Raw genomic sequence first — 19,778 nt, forward strand, 5'->3', positions numbered from 1 at the left:
GTTCTGGCCCTCTCAAAACTCACACGTAGAGGTAATGGATATGCCGACACAAAGACCACTCTGCTCTCCCTCCGTCTCGGAGGTCGGTCATGCCTGATCCGTTCATTCCAACACTCTTCACACGCCACAACCTCCATCTCCACGCTCTCCTCTTGGAAAACCAACCATGGTTTTGTGCGCGAGATCTGGGTCGCTTAATGGGCTTCCATCTGAATGATCGCGTGGTTAGCAAACTAGACGAGGATCAGCGGCATACGCTGTTGATTGACTACAACGGACAACCAGATAAACGGTTGATGCTCAGTGAATCCGGTGCGTATGCGTTGTTGGTGTATCACTACGCGCCGGGGAATCGTTTGTTGCGTGAGTGGTTGACCCATCAAGTGGTCCCGGCCTTGCGTGATGCGGGGAAGTCGAAGAACGCGGATAGACCAATGTTGAGCTTGTTGGATTGGCCGGAGATGTCGCTGAGTTTGCTGCATTGGCAGGATGAAGGCTGGATTCGGCTGCGAGACATGCCTTATCTGCTGCTCAATCGCACGCGAAGGCGTATGCCAGCGGTTAAGCCTTGGTGGCGTAAGGTTTTGGAGGCGTTTCAGGCTTCAAAGCATTCGGTGGGTTAGCCTTTGTAGGATCGACTGAAAGAAGCGTCGGAGTGCCATGTAGGAATTTTCGTAGACAGTCGTAATGGCCACTCAGTATCGTCCGAGGGTTTTCAACCCTCGGCGATTGTATGGACACGGAAAAGAGCAACAGCGATTGGAGTGATACGGAGATTCAGGCTGCGGTGGATGCCTATCTCAGCATGCTGTCACGTGAACAGAGCGGTCAGAAGGTCAATAAGGCTCATGAGAATCGTGTCCTGCGCGAGGGCGCCTTGGCAGGCCGCACCAAAGGTTCGGTTGAGTTTCGGATGCAGAACATCTCTACCGTGTTGGTCGAACTCGAACGAGATCGTATTGAGGGATACAAACCCGCCAAGAACGTCGGCGCGAATGTTGCGCGCAGTATTCGTGAAGCGCTGAACGCGCCTAGTACTTTAACGCGGGAAGATTTTGCCCCGACCGCTGATGAGGCAACGCTAGAACAACGTGCTGCCAAACTTGAGAAGCAATCGCTTAAGGGCGAGCCGAAGGGGATTTTGAAACCACAACAAGTGCCGAACTCGGGCAATTCTTTTGTACGCGATCCTGAGGTTAGAGCCTGGGTGCGGAAAGAAGCCAAGGGTATCTGCGAGGGTTGCGGAAAACCGGCTCCGTTCGAAAAGGACGGCAGGCCGTTTCTTGAGGTTCATCACGTTAAGCATTTGGCGCAGGAAGGTTCGGATCGCCCGAGCAATGCTGTGGCGCTGTGTCCGAACTGTCATCGACGTTGTCACCATTCGAGCGACCGGGATGAGTTCACTGCTTCACTGTTTCAGAAGGTGGATCGGTTGAAATTTGAGTGATTGGGCCTGAAAAACTTCATCGGCACATGTGTACGAAGGCGGCGAGTCGTAAGGATTGCGCTGCCATCCTGATAAAAAGAGAAAACCCTTAGAGTCATCAAAGACTCGTCCTACAGCCACGATTAGCCACGTTCGTTAACGTCGCGCAGCCCCTTTTTCCGGGGCTGCCGATGGATGAAAGGATAATCAGTGGCTGGCAACAAGGACATTCCGCGGATTAAGAATCCACCCTCCGGTGATGGGCATCACGTTACTCACCGCTTCATGACGGCCACCGAATTGGCCGAGCGGGACGCCAGACAAAAAGCCTACGAGGCCATGCTGGCCAGGCAAGACGCCTTCGAACGCAGCCGTCAGGTCATAGCGGAAAAGCAAAGGCCCACTCAAGCCGGATGTGTCTTCGCCAAGTCCTGCAAGCTGCCGGACGCCATCATCGATTACTCGAATCCCTCAGGGATGGTGCCGACCGATAGCCTGAAAGACTACGGTGACCTGATTCTGCTGGGTGCTCGCGAAGCGGATGAATCAGGCGCTGTGCAACTGAAGAAGATCAGCGGCACTGCGATTCCCGTCGGTCTGGGCTCTCTCGCCCTGGCTGGCTCGGCATTCGCCGCTGTTCCCGTGGCTGCGGCGAGCGCCGTAACAGCAACGTTGGTTGGCCTTGTTGCGCTGGTCACACCATCGAGTCTGGGCGACAGCTCGCTTTACACCGAAGACCAACTCCGTGCGCTCAAACAGGCCCGCACTCGCGTTCGCCTGCGGGTCGAGCAACAGACTGACGGCAGCCTCAAGGGATATGGTTTCTACACCGGCAAAAATCGCGATTGGGAAATGGTTGATGTCGTGCAGTTCACATTGCGTGGCAGCCAGCAGGTGGCTGACCTGGGTGACGGCATTGAACTGATCTGGACACCGGCTGTGGATGGTTCCGACATCCTGGGCATTCCTGCGCTGGAGGCCGCCCCGCAAGCGCCGCATATCTGGGTTTACCCGCCGACGAAAGCGGCTGACAGCATCATCGTGAACCCGGTGTATCCGCCGGAGCACAAGGATTTCATTCTGGTGTTTCCGGCTGATTCAGGGATTAGGCCGGTATACATTGTTCTCAGTCAAACCAGTGATCATTCGTATTATGACCACCCGAAAACGCTTCCCGCATTCCCAGATACAACCCGCGTAAAGTCGAAGTCATCTGTTCAAGGGGGAGGGAGGAAACGCGCTCGTTGGGTTGACCGTAAGGGGCGAATTTATGAATGGGACTACAAAAGTAATGCTGTGGAAAAATACGACAAACTCGGAATCCATTTAGGCGAGTTCAACCACATCACAGGTGAACAAACAAAACCTGCGAAACCAGGCAGAAAAACCTCAAGAAATTAAGGATTACAGCATGCGCTACCTTTTAATAACTGGCTTTTATCCGGATGACAAGCAGGACGACTCCTTGCAGTTTGAGCTGGATATCGAAGGAAGTGAACTCAATGAGAAAGTTGCCCATTTGATTGAATCGAAGCCACTTAACGAAGTGGAACCAGGAGAGCTGCTTTTAAACGAAGATCAGGTAATGGCACTGTCAAGACTACTGGGCATCAGTTTCCCAGAGGGTTTAGAGTACTTTATGGGGACTTGCTCCAAGCAATGAAACCCAATGTGATAACCCTCCGGTGATGGGCATGACGTCACCTACCGAACCTGATTCTGCTAGCTGCTCGCGAAACGGATGAATCAGGCGCAGTGCCACTGAAGAAGATCAGTGGCACTGCGATTCCCGTCGGTCTGGGCTCTCTCGCCCTGGCTGGCTCGGCATTCGCCGCTGTTCCCGTGGCTGCGGCGAGCGCCGTAACAGCAACGTTGGTTGGCCTTGTTGCGCTGGTCACACCATCGAGTCTGGGCGACAGCTCGCTTTACACCGAAGACCAACTCCGTGCGCTCAAACAGGCCCGCACCCGCGTTCGCCTGCGGGTCGAGCAACAGACTGACGGCAGCCTCAAGGGATATGGTTTCTACACCGGCAAAAATCGCGATTGGGAAATGGTTGATGTCGTGCAGTTCACATTGCGTGGCAGCCAGCAGGTGGCTGACCTGGGTGACGGCATTGAACTGATCTGGACACCGGCTGTGGATGGTTCCGACATCCTGGGCATTCCTGCGCTGGAGGCCGCCCCGCAAGCGCCGCATATCTGGGTTTACCCGCCGACGAAAGCGGCTGACAGCATCATCGTGAACCCGGTGTATCCGCCGGAGTACAAGGATTTCATTCTGGTGTTTCCGGCGGGGTCAGGGGTGAGGCCAGTGTATGTGGTTGTTAGTGCCTCTCACAGCTACCATCCGAAACCGGACACATTTCCCGCGTTTCCAGATGCAAAATGGGCCCCACCCAAAACACGCATGAAAGGTGGTGGTTTGCGCCCTCGCTGGAAGGATGGAGCCGGTACGATATACGAATGGGACTTTCAGCATGGCGCACTAGAGAAATACAACAAGCGTGGGAAACACCTAGGTGAGTATGACCATACATCAGGAGTTCAAACAAAACCCGCCGATCCGACACGGAGGATAGATCCTTGAAACACACAATAATGGGTGTTCGAGATGGGGAAGATTTCGCATCTTACGAAAAAGCACTCCCAATTCTCAGCGACGAACTCGCTGTTTTAATGGGCTGGGAAAGTAGAGAAGACTATGTGTATGACTACAAACTGACAAAAAACCAAATCAGCGCAATCGAGCAAGCTTGCTCGATATCGTTCCCTAATGATTTGGCTCTGTTTTTAACCAGCAGTGAAAGCTGACAACAATGAGATGAAGTTGAATCAGAAATCGCTCGATGTCTGAAACAAAAAAAACCGACCTGATCGTGTTTTATTTACTCGCCTTCTTCGCTTGCATAAGCTCGTGTTTTCCGGGGGCCGGGGCTGCGATGTAGCCCCACGGGGCAAGGTCCCTCGCCACAGATAGGTGGTTTGCTCAAAGCATCAAAAAATATTTATGAAGACGTTATGGGACTGAAGATCAGGCTGGAATGGTATGACAAACAAACAGAGATGGGCGAAGGGGAAGAATTGTCGAAAGACTTTGGCGATGATGGCTCAGTTATCGAAGCGCTAGGCATACCCATTGAAAACAATGTGAACAATGGCGGCTTCAACGTCTCTCCCGACTGGGTCAGCACTCTTCAGCCCCATTTCCACCATGCCATTCAGTTGCTCTCCTATGACTACCAAGTTGCGTTCGTCTATCGAGACAAGTGGCTCGAAGTGAGAGTGGACTGAACGAGCCAACACAAAAAGACCGACCGATCCCCTGATCGGTTTTTGTTTACTCGCTTTCTTCGCTTCTTGCGAAACGCGACTCGTCAGCTCGTGCTTGCCGGAACCGGGACTGCTACGAAGCCCAACGTAGGCAAGCCGCCTCGCCTCTGCTTGGTTGGGGAATGTGGTGATAGCAGGCTCGCTCCCACAGGGATTTGCGGCAGGTTTGGGAACATCGGCGTCCCGCCCCCTCACGAACGTGCCGAAACTACCCTCACTCCGTACTTCGGAATAATCCCGTCCGCGGTGACCAACTCCAGCCCTTCCGCCTGAGCCTGAGCAATCAACATCCGATCAAACGGATCGCGATGAATCTCAGGTAACTTGCCCGCCTGCTGTCCATGGAACAGCGAAATCGGCAGTTTGGTGAAACCCTCGTCCTCAACCAGCGCCTCAAGATCCTCTGGAACCTCCAGCATCCCTTTAGCCTGTTTGATCGATACCTCCCAGATCGAAGCGGCGCTCACCAAGACCTGATTACGCGGCTCCCCGATCATCTGTCGAGCATCTGCGCCCAATGCAGGATCATCAGACAGCCACCAAAGAAACGCATGGGTATCCAACAACAAGCGCCTCATAGACTGCCCTCAAATCCATCGATGATGTCCTCGGGGGTCTTGTCAAAATCCGCAGACATCCGAATCTTCCCTTTCAACCGCCCCGGCTTGCGCGCCCGAGGTGTCTCGACATGAGGCAGCAAATCCAGATAAGGCTTGCCGGCCTTGGCGATCACCACCTTATCGCCATGCCATACACGTTCGGCAAGTTGGGAGAGTTGGGATTTTGCTTCGTGCATGTTTACTTGCACCAGTTCATTCATATGGCACCTCCATTTGGTTAGCTAAGCTAGCCTAAGCTGGAGATTTCCAATAGGCAAGGTGTCGAGCGGACCGCTTGTCAAAAAGCGAGCTTGTCCGAGAAGACCGACATCGCGTTTAACCCGATGCCCCGTGGTGTTTCTGGGTTTTTCGCGAGCAGGCTCGCTCCCACAGGTTTGGTGTGTTGCCGCAGATTTTTCGGTGTGTTGAAAACATTCAGTGCAACCCGTCCCACCTCCCGCTATTAATACCCTTCCCACTCAAGGACCCGAGCCAGCCATGAAATTCGACCTCGCCTACTGCCTCAGCCTCGAGGACAAGCTGTCGATCTATGACGTGCGCGATTTGAATTTCGACGAAACCATGGAGTTCGATTCCGCCAAGGAACACTTCCAATGTCCCAATGACGCATGCAGGGCAGCGTTCGATGCAGCGAATGTGTTGACGACGTTCAACGCCAAAAACGTGAATTACGTTCGCACCCCACACTTCAAGAACACGCCCAGCACCCGGCATGTGGCGGATTGTCCTTATGTCAGTCTCAAGGCGCCGGCATCGAGTGTGGACGCGGACGGTGCGGAAACGGATGACAGTCGCGAGGAGCATTTTCCGTCGGAATTGTTGCTAACTCGGCGTCAGTATGTGCGTAAGCCGTCGAACCCGGCTGTGGCGGCGGATGTACTGCGGGACGATCCGAAACGTCTTACAAGGCCCAGCGATAACGAGCACCCAAGGCAGGAATCAGCACCGGACAAGACCAGCATCTTCGCTCACCCGGTGGAGTGTTTTGTCTCAAACTTCGAGGACAAGGACCTGCTCAAGCGCATGCCGCTGAAGATCGGCGAGCACACAGCGCCTTATGGGTCGTTCTTCAAGAAGATCGAATACCTGACGGACAACAAGGGGCTGATTTACTGGGGCAAGATCAAGGAGATCAAGGATTACACCCAGAGCTTTCGCATCGATTTCGAGCAGAAGGTCTGGTTCAAACAAGCGGATGAGGCGAAGAAGAAGCCTTATTCGGTCAATGTTTACCTGAGCAAGAAGTTGATCGAGAACTACCGCAAGCGCAAAGCGTTTCTGGAGGAGATCAAGCACGCCATCGACAGTGACGCCGAGTTGTTTTGTTTCTTTTATGGCGTGACGCCGGAGTTGAAGCAGGTGCCGAGCAAGAAAAACCCCGAGCAGGCGTTCGGGGTGTTCAGTGCGAATATCGAGAACCTGGATCACTTTATTATTCGGGAAGCGCCAGGCCTGAAGAGTTAGAAGACCGCGCCGCGGTGTTACCGCAACGGCTCATTGCACTTCGAAATCAAGCCTACTTTGGAGCGCCCTTATCTCGCGTTTCACTTCCATGCGCCGTTCACAGGCTGCGTGGATTGCGAGCTCATCCAAGCCGCCATAACGGCGCAACCAGTGAACGATCATTTCCTCATCGGGATAGTAGTAATCTTTATGCCCTTTGCTTCCTCTTGGGGTGTCATTCATATCGCCATCGAAGCGGCCGGCCGAGAATTCATCCGACGGCAAGGTTCCCCATTCGGCGGCGCAATCTTCAAATACCCAGGCGATTTCATTGAGGTGTTTTTGCGCACCACGATGACCGCGTTTGTAAAACATGTACTCGCTGCAACTTTCCAGGAAACGTTCCATCATCGGCTCGTCATCGATCCAACGAAGCATGTCGTACTGCCCTGCATGGCGGATCAAGCCGTTTATCCAACGCTCGGAAAAGCGTTTAACGAAACCTTCGATGTCCGCTTTTTTCGCGTCCGCGAAAATCATGCAGTAGCGGGTTTGCACATGGATGACGAACAACACGTGCTTGCGTTGCACGGTGATGGCGTGGACCAGCCATTGCTCGGCGGATCCGGTTGCCTCATCGTCCTCGATAACGGGCGATGTCGGTTTCTCCACCGGAGTGATTTTCTTACCCTTGTTCACGCGGCTGAAGAAGTTGCTGGCCGCTTCGGTGCAGTTGAAGATCAACATCTTGGCTCTCTGGTCAATGTTTGAAAAATGCTATGAGTCTTTAGCCCATTCAATCTCATAAGGCTGGCGAACGGCATCGGAAATTCTCTGCCGTAATTCCTCACTCAGAACTGACAACTCCTCATCGCTCAGCAGGTCATACGCGACCATTAACATCAAGGATAACCAGACATCCGAGCGTCCACCTGTGTTGAATGCACTCGCCAAATCCTTGTCCCGACTTCGCATCAGGCGATAGAGCGTACGGTATCGCGCATGAGCCGATAAAGCCTCGTTTTGCGCGATAGTCTGGGCATTAGCGAGAACGCCTTGGCAGAAGCGATCCAGCGCCAGTTCGTGGAGTTCCTGGTACTTCTTCCAATCACTGTCGGATATCGACATCGCACCCTCCTTCACTAGATTTGTACCGCGCAGCGCGGTTTACCGTACCAACATGCTCAACATCACGATTATCAACAATCCAATATAGACCCGGGCATGAATTCGATCCGGAATCCGCCCGATCCACGGCGTGGCCAGGCGAATCCCCACCAACGATCCCATCGTCAAAACGGCAAATGCCAGCAGATCCACATAACCAACAAACCATGCCCCCAGATCAAACTCGGTGAAACCGGCCATCGCCATGTAAGTCACCGTCCCGGCCAACGCCACGGGCAGGCTCAGCGGATTAGCCATGGACGTTGCCTGCGACATGTTCAGCCCGCATCGACGCAACAACGGCACGGTCATGACACTGCCGCCGACGCCGAGAAACGTGGCGATAGCGCCGATTCCTACACCGCCACCCGACGCTTCCGCCCTCCCCAATCGCCGTGGGATTGCGTTATCGGCGTGCGTAAGAAATCCGCGTCTGAACAGGCAATCCACAATCGTCACGCCCAGGTAGGCAATGAAGGCATACCGAATCACTTCGCCACTCACCCACATCGCCGCCACCGCGCCGACCACCGCGCCCAACCCGATAAACCCACCCAACGGCCACAAATAATGGCGAATCAGATTACCCGCGCGGTGATGTTTTCCGCTGGCGACCAGCGCGTTGACGATCATTACGCAGGTCGAAGTGGCCACCGCAATGTGCATCGCCGATTGGCCAATCGGATCATCCGTACCGTGACTGGCCAGGAGCATGCGATAGAGCAACGGCACGACGACGAATCCGCCGCCGAAGCCGAACAGCACAGCGGTGACGCCGGTCATGCAGCCGAAGAGTGCCAGCAAGAGATAGAACATCGCGTGTCGTCCGTTGGTTGAGAGCGGTCGACGATAGAGCGATGCGGCTTGGCCTGCTTCAGCAAGTCAGCCAATAATGTTGGCGTTTACGCCAACTGCTGGAAGCCGCTCGATGCGCAATGTTTCGATTGATGTATTGGATGACACGCCACGGCCGGTGGTGGCGATCGGTACGGATTATTCCTACGGTCATGTGTTGCCCCGTCATACGCATCGGCGGGCGCAATTGTTGTATGGCACCACCGGGGTGATGCAGGTCAGCATCCACGACGGCAATTGGGTGGTGCCGCCGCAGCGGGCGGTGTGGATTCCGGCGGGGGTGGCGCATGAGGTGTTGATGCTGGGGGTGAGCACGCGGAGTTTGTACATCGAACCGACGGCGGTGGATTTGGGCAGTCGTTGTCAGGTGCTCAGCGTTTCGCCGCTGTTGCGGCATTTGCTGATGGAGGCGGCAGAGATTCCGCTGGCGTACGACAAGGACGGGCGCGATGGCGTGTTGATCGATTTGCTGCTGCATGAATTGGCGCGCAGTGCGCATCTTCCGTTACACATTCCGTTACCGGTCGATACGCGGTTGCTCGCCTTGTGCCAGGGCTTTCTGCAGCGGCCCGATGCGCATCAGTCGCCGCAACAATGGGCGGATCAGTTACACATCAGTTTGCGCACGTTCAATCGTCTGTTCCGCCAACAGACTGACCTGAGTTTCAGCCAGTGGCGGCAGCGGGCCTGCGTGGTGTTGGCCCTCGCGCGGTTGGCGGAGGGGGAGGCGGTGACGCGAATTGCGCTGGATTTCGGCTATGACAGCCCGGCGGCGTTCTCGACGATGTTTCGTCGAGTGCTGGGTCAGGCGCCGTCCGTCTGGTTGGATGGGTCGAAATAAAAAATGAGTTTGATCCGGGCGCAAAACAACTGTACAAAATAACAGTACTTTCTGAATAAGCACTCTTGAGCCCGGAGAACACCATGGCCTCTTATGCGATGAAAATCACCCTGGAACGTATCGCCCTCTTCCAATTCACCCCCGCACATTGCGCCCAGGCCCGGGCGATGTTGGGTTGGAGCGTTGACGAGCTTTCCCGGGAGTCCAGCGTTTCGGTAGAAGCGATTGAGCGATTTGAGGCCAGGCGCGATGTGCCGGATGTTGACCGATTGGCGTTGGCGTATCGGTTCGAGTCGGAGGGGCTGATGTTCTTCCCGGGGTTTGCGCCGGGGCGAGGCATGAATGTGAAAGGGACTGCGCCGAATCCGGTGGGTCGGGCGGATTATGCGATGGTTGAGTGAGAAATCATCGATTGACGATTATTCCCACCCGCGCAGGGCGACATCGATTTGATCAGGAAGAGACTTCAAGCGGCGCAAGATCACGCAAAAGGATCAGAAAATGATTGAAATCGAAGAAAGCAGTGGGAACGTCTACGAAGACCTCGGGACGCCCAACGCCAATGAAATGCGAGTCAAATCCCAACTGGCCGCAAAATTGGCGAGATCATCAAGGCTCGCCATTTGACCCAGGTGCAAGCGTCGGAAATTCTGGGTCTGTCACAACCCAAGCTCTCTGAGATGTTGCGCGGAAAGTTTCGCGGCATCAGTGAAGCCAAGATGATGGAATGCCTCTCCCTGCTCGGGCATGACGTGCAAATCGTGGTCAAGTCGGCGCCCCGATCAAGAAAAGAGGGTCGAATTGAGGTGGTTTTCACCTGAAGCGCACAGCACAGCGCTATGCGCTCAGAGCCGTTACGGTTTGAACTCAGGAGTTGGCCGCGCGTGGGACGCTTGTTCATAACCGTAAGCTAACGCCAGCAGCAAAGCTTCGCTCCAGCGGGTTCCGAAGAAGAACACCGAGGTGGGCACCCCGCCTTCGTCCATTCCGGAAGGCATCATGATGCCGGGATAACCCGCTAGCGGTATGACATTCAAACCAGGCGAACCCACATCCAACACCAGGCCGTCCAGTTGATGCGCTACCAGCAAATCATCGATGACAGACGCATTTTCACTTTGAATTTTTTGCCACAACTCGTTGTACGTGCGCTCATCAAAATCAACGTTGCTAGCCGCGCTTAACGTGGCTTGCCCATAACCGTCGAGGCCAGGAGAGTTCTCATTGTATTGCAGCAGATCCTCCAGGCCCTGGATCGCAAGACCGGTTCGCGTCGCAAGATAATTGGGAAGATGCCACTTGATACCCATCGAGAACGCCCTGTCTACCTCCTCCGGCGTTTGCGATTCAGGATCATTGAACTCCACCGGAATCAATGTAGCCCCTGCGGCCTGCATCACTTCCAGCGCCAGGGAAAACTGAGGGTCGCTCTGTGTCGCCTCGCCGCTTGTATCGAACTTGATCGGATAACCAATGCGCCGTCCGACCAATGAATTCGGAAGTAGCAGTGCCGTGTAGTTCACACCTCTGATGGCGTGAGGTTTTTTGATGAGTTCGGCGTCGTCGTTGCCCGTCATGGCATTCAATAGCAGTGCGGCCTCGCGAACGGTACGTGCCATTGGCCCGGGGGTATCGACTTTATGACTCACCGGGACGATGCCACTGCGGCTCAGCAGACCCACGGTGGGCTTGAGACCCACCACGCCATTAAGGGAAGCCGGGGCGATAATCGAGCCGGCCGTTTCCGTGCCGACTGCCAGCGGTGCAAAACCTGCGGCAACCGCCGCGCCGGAGCCAGAGCTTGAACCGGATGGCGTTTCACTCAACATGTGCGGATTTTTTGTTTGCCCACCTCGGCTGCTCCAACCATCAGGGATGGCAGGGTCGCGAAAATTGGCCCATTCACTGAGGTTGGTTTTTCCGAGAATCACAGCCCCAGCTGCCCTGAGGCGTTGCACGATGAAGGCATCCTGCACGGCGGGTTGCCCGACCATGGCCAACGAGCCGGCGCTGGTCTGCATCTGATCGGACGTATCAATATTGTCTTTGAGCAACACCGGAATGCCATGCAGAGGACCCCGAACATGGCCACGTCGGCGCTCTTGGTCCAGAGATTCAGCAATGGCCATTGCATCAGGGTTGAGCTCGATGATCGCGTTGATCGCCGGCCCCTGCTTATCCAGCGCCTCGATCCGGTGCAGCAGATGCTGCACGAGCGCTACAGCACTCAGCTGATTGCGTTCCATTCTTTGGCTGATTTCATCGACACTTAAATACTCCAGCCTCGACTCGGGTGCCAGCGTTTGCGCATAACGGTTTAACGTTACATCCATGTTTAAGAGATCCTTGTGATGACTGATAACAAGTGAATGAGCTCACTCTTTTTCCAGCCTACAGACACCGCCGGAAATGTCCGTCATCACTTATCGCTGGACCACGTATGAATATTCGCCCTCTTCTGTAGTCGTCTCAGCTGACACTCTGTTGGTACACCTGCTGCTCGACCTCATACCACCAGGCACTCCCCCGCTGCGGATACATCACGTTGAACGCCTCGCCCATCTGCGGCGTGGTGATCGATACATTGCGCTCCCAAGCCAACGCCAGGATCCGGTCAAACGGTTCGTACCACGCGTGCATCGACAAATCGAACGTGCCGTTGTGAATCGGCAGCAACCATCGGCCTTTCAGATCGATATGCGCTTGCAGGGTTTGCTCCGGCTGCATATGAACATGCGGCCAATCAACGTTGTAGGCGCCGGTTTCCATGAGCGTGAGGTCGAACGGGCCGAACTGTTTGCCGATGCGTTTGAAGCCGTCGAAGTAGCCGCTGTCGCCGCTGAAGAAGATCCGCGTGTCGCCGTCGATCATTACCCACGAGGCCCACAGCGTGCCGTTGCCATCGAACAAGCCGCGTCCGGAAAAGTGTTGCGACGGCGTGGCGATGAATTGAATGCCCTCGACTTCAGTGCCCTGCCACCAGTCCAGTTGGCGGATTTTGCTGGCATCGATGCCCCACTTGATCAGGGTGTCGCCGACGCCCAGCGGCGTGAGGAAATACTTGGTCTTGTCCGCCAGTTTGAGCACGGCCTGATAATCGAGATGGTCGTAGTGATCGTGGGACAGGATCACCGCTTCAATCGGCGGCAACTCTTCCAGGCTGATGGGTGGCTGATGAAAACGCTTGGGCCCGGCCCATTGCACCGGTGAGGCACGCTCGGCGAAGACCGGGTCGGTGATCCAGAATTTGTCCCGCAGTTTCAGCAACACCGTGGAATGGCCGAGTCGATAGACGCTGTGATTGGGTGCGGCGATCAACGCATCGTGGGTCAGGGTTTGTACCGGGACCGGTGCGGTCGGGCGGGTGTTGCTGGGTTTGTGGAAGATCACGTTCCACAGGATGCGAAGGGTTTTACGAAAGCCTTCGCGTTGCACCGGCGTATGGTTTCGGTACTGTCCTTGTGCCTGTCGAGACGCTTCAGGCGTGGAGGCGTTGTCCGCCGGGGAAGTTGAAATGGCCATGACTGAATGACTCCGGGAAAACCGCACGACTCGCGGTTTCCGCTTTGGGACGATAAATGGCCAAGGCACGCACGCATCAGCCGAAGATTCTATTTTTCACTGTGCAGGATTAACGCAACATTACACTGCACAGTGTAGTTTCTAGGTTGCATCAAACCCGATCACAAGTAAACTGATGAGTGTAATTCTCCATTTCTTCTGCCGAAGCGTACTTATGACAGCTCCACAGCGCCTCACCGACCGAAAACGCGAAGCCATCATTCAAGCGGCGATTGCCGAATTCCGTGCCAACGGTTTCGACATCACCAGCATGGACAAGATCGCCGCCACCGCTGGCGTGTCGAAGCGCACCGTGTACAACCATTTCCCCAGCAAGGAAGAGTTGTTCGCCGAAATCCTCAATCAATTATGGGCGCGGGTGACCGCAGAACAGGAAATCTCCTATCGCCCTGACCTGCCCCTGCGCGACCAGATGCGCCGGATGTTAATGGCGAAACTGCAGATGATGGGCGATGACAATTTTCTCGACCTGGCGCGCGTGGCCATCGCTGCCACCATCCATTCACCGGAGCGCGCACAGAACATGGTGGCCCGAATGGGCAAGCGTGAAGAAGGCCTGACGGTGTGGATTCGTGCCGCTCAGGCTGATGGTCGGTTAAAACCAGTCGACCCGGAATTTGCCGCCCAGCAGATTCAGGGAATGCTCAAATCCTTTGCGTTCTGGCCGCAGATTTCCATGGGCCTGCCGGGTCTGTCGCCCGAGCGGCAAATCGCTGTCGTGGAGTCGGCGCTGGATATGTTTCTGGCCTTCCACCAGCTCTAGCTCAAGCGCTAGCCGCACCCTGGCGCCGTTAAATGGCTTCGAAGGACACTGATTATTCCTGTTGGAATAAATGACAATGTCTGCCATTTACCGATGAACGGTAATTCTGAAGACAACACAACAATGTGTTTCAGAATGAATCTGGCGCAGGGAATTATGGAAAACCAACGCGGCAAGGGTTTGTCCTTGGCCAAACGCATTTACATGCCCAGAACCATTGGCCTCGGCATCGGTTGTATCAGCGTGGCGGTGGCACTGTACCCGTTGAACATGCCGCTCTGGCTCTGGGGATTGATGCTGCTCAACGGTTTTGTCTGGCCCCACGTCGCCTATCAACTGTCGAGCCGCTCGAACTATCCCTACAACGCCGAACGCCGCAACCTGCTCTACGATTCGCTGTTTGGCGGTTTCTGGGCGGCGACTATTCAGTTGAATCCGCTCACCACCGTGACCATCCTTTCGATGATGGCGATGAACAACGTTGCCACGGGAGGTCTGCGACTGTTCATGCTGGGCACACTGGCCCAAGTGGCGGGCGTGATGATTTCCTGGCTGCTGTTCGGCGCGGTGTTTGCCCCGGTCGTCACACAACTGCAGATGTGGGCCTGCCTGCCGATACTCACGCTCTACCCGTGGGCGGTGGGGATGGTCTGCTACCGGTTGGCGATCAAGCTGTCCGAACACAAACGCGCCTTGAGTGCCCTGAGCCGTACCGACAGCTTGACCGGCCTGCTCAACCACGGCGCGTGGAAAGACCTGCTGAAACTGAAGTTCCAGCACTGTCGCCAACATCAGCAACCCGCCACCATTGCCTTGATCGACATCGATCACTTCAAGCCCATCAACGACACCTACGGGCATATCGTCGGTGACTCGGTGCTGCGGCAATTGAGCGCCGAGTTCAAGCGCAACCTGCGCGAAAACGATCTGGCCGGGCGCTATGGCGGTGATGAGTTCTGCGTGATCCTGCCCGACATGCCGCTGCATCAGGCCACGGAGGTCATGGAACGGCTACGTGAAGTGCTGCATGACTACCGACATGAGGACATGCCCGAGTTGCGGGTCAGTTTGAGCATCGGCCTGGCCGCCTGGCACCCGTCGTTCAGCGATGCGATTTCCTGGCTCGATGACGCGGACAAAGCCCTCTACACCGCAAAAAATACTGGCCGCAACAAGATCAGTGTTGCCGCCAGCAATACCGACATCAACCTGTCCGCCGCCCTGGCGTTTTAGTCAAAGCCACGCGAAGCGCCAGTCGGTGGCGCTATAGTGAGCTTCAGTCCCAGCACCCTGCAGAGAGCATCATGACCACCGAAACCAAAGCCACCGCTCCCGTCGATCACCTGCGTTTTCATCGTCCGCACGCTCACCTGGCACCGACTTTCGGCAACGACAAGTTTGCCCTTCGCGCCGAAGCCTTTGCGCGGTTCTTCGGCACGCCGACCTTTCTCGGTGCGCAGACGCTGATCGTGGTGTTATGGGTGTGCCTCAATCTGTTTGGTGTGGCCCACTTCGACCTCTATCCGTTCATTCTGCTCAACCTGGCGTTCAGCCTGCAATCGGCGTACGCCGCGCCGTTGATTCTGCTGGCCCAGACCCGTCAGGCGGCGCGAGACAAAGCCCAGTCCGAGGCCGATGCGCAGCACCGCGAAGCACTGGCCGTGGCCAACAGTGAACGTCAGGCACAAGCAGCGCAGAACACCGCGCAATTGTTGGAATTGCTTGAGCAAAACACCCGTCTCACCGAGATGACCAAGGCCCTGACCGAACGCATCGAAAGCCTGACCTCGGAAATGCATCAGCATTTTGTGCGCAAGGATCAGCCGAAGGCCTGACCTGGCTCACGGCAGTTTCAATGCGCGACCCAGCTCATCGAACAATGTCACCACCGAGCGCAAGGCGCGACAGTCCGGGCGGGTCAGCAACCACAACGCCGTGTCATAACCGTGTAACGGCTCGCTCAATGCCTGCAGTCCGTCACCAATCAAAAAGTCCGGCAATGCCGCGACACCCAGCCCGGCCCGCACCAGTTCAGTCACCGACAACATGCTGTTGCAGCGATAACCCGGTGTGACGCCGGGCAACTGCTGACGGCGCCACGCGACAGTGGGGTGATCGGGCAGGAAGTCGTCCGGGGCGATCCAGGTCAGCGACGACAAGTCTTGGCCATCGACCGACTTCAGGTACGCCGTGCTGGCACAGACTCGATACGTGACCGGCGCCAGTTGCCGACCCACCAGGTGCTCGGGCGGCGTGCGGGTCAGTCGCAAGGCGATGTCCGCATCCCGACGGCTGAGGTTGGCGAAGTCGTTGGACGTGCTCAACTCAAGGGTCAACGCCGGATAGCCGGGCATGAACCGCGCCAGCGCTGGCAACAGCAAACCTTGCAGAACCGAATCGGTGCAGGTCAGGCGCACCGTGCCGCTGATGACTTCACCGCCCTGCTCCACGCCAATGCGCGCCGCTTCCAGTGCTTGCTCGGCGCGCTCAGCCTGTTCGGCCAGGGTCTGCGCCAGGGTGGTCGGCAAGTAGCCGGCGCGGCTCTTTTCGAACAGTTGCTGGCCCAGCGCGGCTTCCAGTCGGCGCACGGCGCGAAACACCGTCGAGACGTCGACCTTCAACAACGCCGAAGCCCGGGCCAGAGAGCCGCCGCGCACCAGGGCGAGGATCAGGGACAGATCGGGGTAGTCCAGTCGATAGTGCGTCGATGCATTGAACACTTGGGATAACGCCAATATTGAGTGCTTGAACGCCAATCTATAGTGGGCGCCAGGAATCAACAAGCATCGAGAGCACTCATGGAAACCAACGCAATCCGCATCGCCCTGATCGGCGATCACGACCCGCAAGTCACCGCCCACCAGGCCATCCCCATCGCCCTCGGCATGGCCGCCGAATACACGGGCAAGGATGTCCAGTTCCAGTGGTTGGCCACCGACCGCATCAACGCCGACTCACCGCTGAAGGGCTTCGACGGCTTCTGGTGCGTGCCCGCCAGTCCCTACCGCGATATGGATGGAGCGCTGCGAGCGATACGCTTTGCCCGCGAACAACAGCGACCTTTCCTCGGCACGTGTGGCGGTTTTCAACACGCGGTGCTCGAATACGCCCGCCATGTGCTGGGTTGGGAAGATGCCGGGCACGGCGAGACATCCCCCGATGCCGCGCGAGCCCTGCTCACACCACTGACCTGCTCGCTGGTGGAAGCCGTCGACAGCATTCATCTGGTTGAAGGCTCGTTGATCGCCAAGGCGTACGAAAGTGCTGAGATTCGCGAAGGCTATCGCTGCCGTTACGGTGTGAATCCCGAGTTCGAACGTGAACTGCTGAGCCAACAGCTGTGCGCCGTTGGACAGGATTCGACGGGGGATCTGCGCGCGGTGGAATTGCGCGGGCATCCGTTCTTCGTCGCCACGCTGTTCCAACCGGAACGCGCCGCGCTCAAGGGCATTCTGCCGCCGCTGGTGCGCGCGTTGATCGAGGCTTGCGTGAGGTATAAATCATGATCGCCAATACTCCTTCAGCACCTTACTACGCAGTGATCTTTACCTCGTTGCGAACCGAGGGTGATCAAGGGTACGCAGAGGCTGCCGAGCGCATGGTGGAACTGGCCCGAGAGCAACCCGGTTTCCTGGGTGTGGAATCGGCCCGGGGCGAGGATGGGCTCGGGATTACGGTTTCATACTGGGCCAGTGAAGCGGCGATTCTGGCGTGGAAACATCATCCCGAGCACAGTCAGATTCGGGAGCGTGGACGGGCGACCTGGTATTCGGCGTGTCATACGCGGGTGTGCAGGGTTGAGCGGGCGCATCTGTTTGAACAATAAGCGTTGCGGTGTTTTTCAGGCCGCTATCGCGAGCAGGCTCGCTCCCACATTTGATCCCCACCGGCCTGTACACAGAAAATCCAGTGTGGGAGCGAGCCTGCTCGCGATGAGGCCAGAACATCCATCACAAAAACATCAGTCACTCACCAAGCTGCGCACCGCCGAAATCTCCGGCACTTCCCGCCGATTCATATACACCCGCAACGGCTCGGTAATGTTGATCCGGTCATCGATGTTCTGGTCCAGCAACAGCTGGATCAGCTCGCGCTTGAGGGTCATGGCCTGCCCGGCGCCCGGCGCCCAGACGAATTCACTGGTGGGAATAATGCCGTCATCGGCCACGTCCATGCCGAACGAGTCTTCGCTGAAACGAACGATGTATTGGCCGGTCTTGCGATTGAGGCCGACGAAGCCTTTGAGTTGGTCGGCGGCCTGGCAGATGAGTTCAGAAGTGATGCGCATGATAAACCTCACAAAGGTGATCGATGGTTTACACGCAGGGCAAGTGAATGGCTTTCCCTCTGCCGGGGAAACTGCCGGGGCCAAGAGTACTGCAAAGAAGCGCACAAAAGCGCTGAAAAAATCTGCTTTAAACACGTTTATGTCGGTCTCGCGATAGCGCAAGCGGCGCTCAGTTGTTAAAAGAGACGTCTTTGAACATCTGCGAAAGGACCTCGACCATGCCCGTTACCTTCACCCAAAGCGCCCTGCTGCTGAGCGTGCTGCTCGGCCTCGGCCAGGCACAGGCCGCCAGCCAGCCAAGCCCCACCGCACTGGCCACCCACATGGGCATCCCGCATCCGGCGGTGATCGCCCACCGTGGCGCGTCCTTCGATGCACCGGAATCCACCGCCGCTGCTTATAAAGTGGCGCGCGATCTGGGTGCCGATTACCTGGAACTGGACCTGCAACGCAGCAAGGATGGCGTGCTGTTCGCCCTGCACGACGACAACCTGCAACGCACCACCGACGTCGCCACCAAGTTCCCGGAGCGCAAGGACAGCCCGGCCAACGCCTTCACCATGGCCGAACTGAAAACCCTGGATGCCGGCAGCTGGTTCAACGCGGCTTACCCGGATCGCGCGCGCCCTTCTTATGTGGGCCTGAAAGTCCTGACCCTCGATGAAATCATCGACATCGCCCAGGGCAACCCGCTGCACAAACCGGGGCTGTACATCGAAACCAAGGAGCCGAAGCAGTTTCCCGGCCTCGAACGCGACCTCAAGGAGAAACTCCAGGATCGCGGCTGGTTGAGCCCGGCGGGTTCGAAGCTGGCGAAAAGCGAACTGGCCGTCGGCCAGGGCAAAGGCAAAGTGGTGCTGCAAACGTTCGAGAAGAGCAGCCTCGAACTGCTGGAAAAGGAAATGCCGCAAGTGCCGAAAATCCTGTTGCTGTGGGTGGGCGCCGGCAGCATCGAACCTAAATCCAAAGTGACCTTCGCCGAGTCGGGCGACAAGGACAAAGCCACTTATTACGCCAAGCAGGAACCGAAGGACAAAGCCGAATTCCAGCAATGGGTCGAGTACGCCAAGGCCCAGGGCGCGATCGGCACCGGCCCGTCGGCCGTGCTGACCAAGGGTGGCGATCAGAGCTATATGGACCTGGTGAAACCGTGGATGAACCAGTACACCCACGATCAGGGCCTGCTGGTGCACGTGTACACCGTCGACGATGCCGTGGATTACCAGAAAGTGACGGACGCCGGCGTCGACGGCATCTTCACCAACCGCGCCAGCGAACTGCTCAAGTTCTACAAGCGCCCGGCGGCGGCCAGCGTGGCGCAATTGCTGCAGAACAACGGGTATTAATTCGGGACCGAGGCGCCGCCATCGCGGGCAAGCCCGCTCCCACAGGTTTTGCATCAATCCTGTGGGAGCGGGCTTGCCCGCGATGGCGGCACTACTGCCTGCGGAGGAATTAAGG

Annotated in this window: 24 protein-coding genes and 2 pseudogenes; 17 read left to right on the forward strand and 9 right to left on the reverse strand. The window is 56.7% G+C overall.

Annotation, left to right across the window (positions count from 1 at the left end; genetic code table 11):
• Window positions 1-89: 89 nt before the first annotated feature.
• The 7 genes and pseudogenes from ACYZUD_RS15985 to ACYZUD_RS16015 all read left to right on the forward strand — a co-directional run bounded on the left by ACYZUD_RS15985 (window position 90) and on the right by ACYZUD_RS16015 (window position 4,719).
• The gene (locus tag ACYZUD_RS15985; RefSeq protein WP_462024852.1) at window positions 90-623 is read left to right on the forward strand and encodes a BRO-N domain-containing protein; all 534 of its coding nucleotides are present in this window, start codon (window positions 90-92) and stop codon (window positions 621-623) included.
• A 110-nt stretch (window positions 624-733) separates the two neighbouring features.
• Window positions 734-1,447 carry an HNH endonuclease gene (locus tag ACYZUD_RS15990; RefSeq protein WP_462024853.1) on the forward strand — a complete coding sequence of 238 codons (714 nt, stop codon included), beginning with the start codon at window positions 734-736 and terminating at the stop codon, window positions 1,445-1,447.
• Between the two features lie 189 nt (window positions 1,448-1,636).
• Window positions 1,637-2,827, forward strand: a complete 1,191-nt coding sequence (locus ACYZUD_RS15995; RefSeq protein ID WP_462024854.1) for an S-type pyocin domain-containing protein — start codon at window positions 1,637-1,639, stop codon at window positions 2,825-2,827.
• A gap of 10 nt (window positions 2,828-2,837) precedes the next feature.
• A complete protein-coding gene (locus ACYZUD_RS16000) occupies window positions 2,838-3,089 on the forward strand; it encodes a pyocin S6 family toxin immunity protein (protein ID WP_259153025.1) in 252 nt (83 codons plus the stop codon).
• A gap of 50 nt (window positions 3,090-3,139) precedes the next feature.
• A pseudogene (locus ACYZUD_RS16005) lies at window positions 3,140-4,015 on the forward strand (colicin E3/pyocin S6 family cytotoxin); the annotation flags it as partial.
• Window positions 4,012-4,239 (forward strand): DUF7683 domain-containing protein, encoded by a 228-nt coding sequence (locus tag ACYZUD_RS16010; RefSeq protein ID WP_462024855.1) that lies wholly within the window; start codon window positions 4,012-4,014, stop codon window positions 4,237-4,239. The pseudogene ACYZUD_RS16005 and the gene ACYZUD_RS16010, both read left to right, overlap by 4 nt.
• A 207-nt stretch (window positions 4,240-4,446) precedes the next feature.
• Window positions 4,447-4,719 carry a colicin E3-like toxin immunity protein gene (locus tag ACYZUD_RS16015; RefSeq protein ID WP_462025050.1) on the forward strand — a complete coding sequence of 91 codons (273 nt, stop codon included), beginning with the start codon at window positions 4,447-4,449 and terminating at the stop codon, window positions 4,717-4,719.
• 230 nt (window positions 4,720-4,949) lie between these two features.
• Here the strand turns inward: ACYZUD_RS16015 and ACYZUD_RS16020 are convergent, their stop codons facing one another.
• The gene (locus ACYZUD_RS16020) at window positions 4,950-5,321 is read right to left on the reverse strand and encodes a type II toxin-antitoxin system VapC family toxin (RefSeq protein WP_462024856.1); all 372 of its coding nucleotides are present in this window, start codon (window positions 5,319-5,321) and stop codon (window positions 4,950-4,952) included.
• A gap of 11 nt (window positions 5,322-5,332) precedes the next feature.
• Window positions 5,333-5,578, reverse strand: coding sequence for a type II toxin-antitoxin system Phd/YefM family antitoxin (locus ACYZUD_RS16025; RefSeq protein ID WP_414912573.1), 246 nt, complete (start codon window positions 5,576-5,578; stop codon window positions 5,333-5,335).
• Between the two features lie 277 nt (window positions 5,579-5,855).
• Between ACYZUD_RS16025 and ACYZUD_RS16030 the strand changes: the two genes are divergently transcribed.
• Entirely contained in the window at window positions 5,856-6,842 is a 987-nt protein-coding gene (locus ACYZUD_RS16030) for a hypothetical protein (RefSeq protein ID WP_462024857.1), read from the forward strand.
• Window positions 6,843-6,872: 30 nt separating this feature from the next.
• On the opposite strand, the gene ACYZUD_RS16035 is transcribed toward ACYZUD_RS16030, so the two are convergent.
• From ACYZUD_RS16035 to ACYZUD_RS16045, 3 genes are read right to left on the reverse strand one after another with little or no spacing between them, the layout of a single operon-like run.
• Entirely contained in the window at window positions 6,873-7,568 is a 696-nt protein-coding gene (locus ACYZUD_RS16035; RefSeq protein ID WP_462024858.1) for a DUF6933 domain-containing protein, read from the reverse strand.
• A gap of 30 nt (window positions 7,569-7,598) precedes the next feature.
• A complete protein-coding gene (locus ACYZUD_RS16040) occupies window positions 7,599-7,949 on the reverse strand; it encodes a hypothetical protein (protein WP_462024859.1) in 351 nt (116 codons plus the stop codon).
• Between the two features lie 39 nt (window positions 7,950-7,988).
• A complete protein-coding gene (locus tag ACYZUD_RS16045; RefSeq protein ID WP_462024860.1) occupies window positions 7,989-8,804 on the reverse strand; it encodes a sulfite exporter TauE/SafE family protein in 816 nt (271 codons plus the stop codon).
• Window positions 8,805-8,916: 112 nt separating this feature from the next.
• On the opposite strand from ACYZUD_RS16045, the gene ACYZUD_RS16050 reads away from it, so the two are divergent.
• From ACYZUD_RS16050 to ACYZUD_RS16060, 3 genes and pseudogenes are all read left to right on the forward strand, one after another.
• The gene (locus tag ACYZUD_RS16050) at window positions 8,917-9,684 is read left to right on the forward strand and encodes an AraC family transcriptional regulator (RefSeq protein ID WP_462024861.1); all 768 of its coding nucleotides are present in this window, start codon (window positions 8,917-8,919) and stop codon (window positions 9,682-9,684) included.
• 83 nt (window positions 9,685-9,767) lie between these two features.
• Window positions 9,768-10,085 carry a helix-turn-helix domain-containing protein gene (locus ACYZUD_RS16055; protein WP_462024862.1) on the forward strand — a complete coding sequence of 106 codons (318 nt, stop codon included), beginning with the start codon at window positions 9,768-9,770 and terminating at the stop codon, window positions 10,083-10,085.
• Between the two features lie 100 nt (window positions 10,086-10,185).
• A pseudogene (locus tag ACYZUD_RS16060) lies at window positions 10,186-10,505 on the forward strand (helix-turn-helix domain-containing protein).
• Between the two features lie 33 nt (window positions 10,506-10,538).
• Here the strand turns inward: ACYZUD_RS16060 and ACYZUD_RS16065 are convergent.
• Together ACYZUD_RS16065 and ACYZUD_RS16070 are read right to left on the reverse strand one after the other, a co-directional pair.
• Entirely contained in the window at window positions 10,539-12,017 is a 1,479-nt protein-coding gene (locus ACYZUD_RS16065; protein WP_462024863.1) for an amidase family protein, read from the reverse strand.
• Window positions 12,018-12,153: 136 nt separating this feature from the next.
• Window positions 12,154-13,206, reverse strand: coding sequence for an MBL fold metallo-hydrolase (locus ACYZUD_RS16070; RefSeq protein WP_462024864.1), 1,053 nt, complete (start codon window positions 13,204-13,206; stop codon window positions 12,154-12,156).
• A gap of 214 nt (window positions 13,207-13,420) precedes the next feature.
• Between ACYZUD_RS16070 and ACYZUD_RS16075 the strand changes: the two genes are divergently transcribed.
• From ACYZUD_RS16075 to ACYZUD_RS16085, 3 genes are all read left to right on the forward strand, one after another.
• Entirely contained in the window at window positions 13,421-14,029 is a 609-nt protein-coding gene (locus tag ACYZUD_RS16075; protein ID WP_462024865.1) for a TetR/AcrR family transcriptional regulator, read from the forward strand.
• A 156-nt stretch (window positions 14,030-14,185) separates the two neighbouring features.
• Entirely contained in the window at window positions 14,186-15,262 is a 1,077-nt protein-coding gene (locus tag ACYZUD_RS16080; protein WP_462024866.1) for a diguanylate cyclase, read from the forward strand.
• A gap of 71 nt (window positions 15,263-15,333) precedes the next feature.
• Window positions 15,334-15,864, forward strand: a complete 531-nt coding sequence (locus ACYZUD_RS16085; RefSeq protein WP_462024867.1) for a DUF1003 domain-containing protein — start codon at window positions 15,334-15,336, stop codon at window positions 15,862-15,864.
• Between the two features lie 6 nt (window positions 15,865-15,870).
• Here the strand turns inward: ACYZUD_RS16085 and ACYZUD_RS16090 are convergent, their stop codons facing one another.
• Entirely contained in the window at window positions 15,871-16,812 is a 942-nt protein-coding gene (locus tag ACYZUD_RS16090; RefSeq protein WP_462024868.1) for a LysR family transcriptional regulator, read from the reverse strand.
• A gap of 15 nt (window positions 16,813-16,827) precedes the next feature.
• Here ACYZUD_RS16090 and ACYZUD_RS16095 point away from each other — a divergent pair, with 15 nt between their 5' ends.
• Both ACYZUD_RS16095 and ACYZUD_RS16100 read left to right on the forward strand, forming a co-directional pair.
• Window positions 16,828-17,535 (forward strand): CTP synthase C-terminal region-related (seleno)protein, encoded by a 708-nt coding sequence (locus tag ACYZUD_RS16095; RefSeq protein ID WP_462024869.1) that lies wholly within the window; start codon window positions 16,828-16,830, stop codon window positions 17,533-17,535.
• On the forward strand, window positions 17,532-17,855 hold the full coding sequence (locus ACYZUD_RS16100; RefSeq protein ID WP_462024870.1) for an antibiotic biosynthesis monooxygenase family protein: 324 nt from the start codon (window positions 17,532-17,534) through the stop codon (window positions 17,853-17,855). Before ACYZUD_RS16095 ends, ACYZUD_RS16100 begins: the two co-directional genes overlap by 4 nt.
• Before the next feature lie 135 nt (window positions 17,856-17,990).
• Here the strand turns inward: ACYZUD_RS16100 and ACYZUD_RS16105 are convergent, their stop codons facing one another.
• The gene (locus ACYZUD_RS16105; RefSeq protein ID WP_462024871.1) at window positions 17,991-18,317 is read right to left on the reverse strand and encodes a DUF2025 family protein; all 327 of its coding nucleotides are present in this window, start codon (window positions 18,315-18,317) and stop codon (window positions 17,991-17,993) included.
• A 218-nt stretch (window positions 18,318-18,535) separates the two neighbouring features.
• Here ACYZUD_RS16105 and ACYZUD_RS16110 point away from each other — a divergent pair, with 218 nt between their 5' ends.
• Complete coding sequence (locus ACYZUD_RS16110) at window positions 18,536-19,663, forward strand: glycerophosphodiester phosphodiesterase (protein WP_462024872.1); 1,128 nt, start codon at window positions 18,536-18,538, stop codon at window positions 19,661-19,663.
• Window positions 19,664-19,778: the final 115 nt, after the last annotated feature.

Source organism: Pseudomonas sp. XS1P51 (assembly GCF_054897845.1).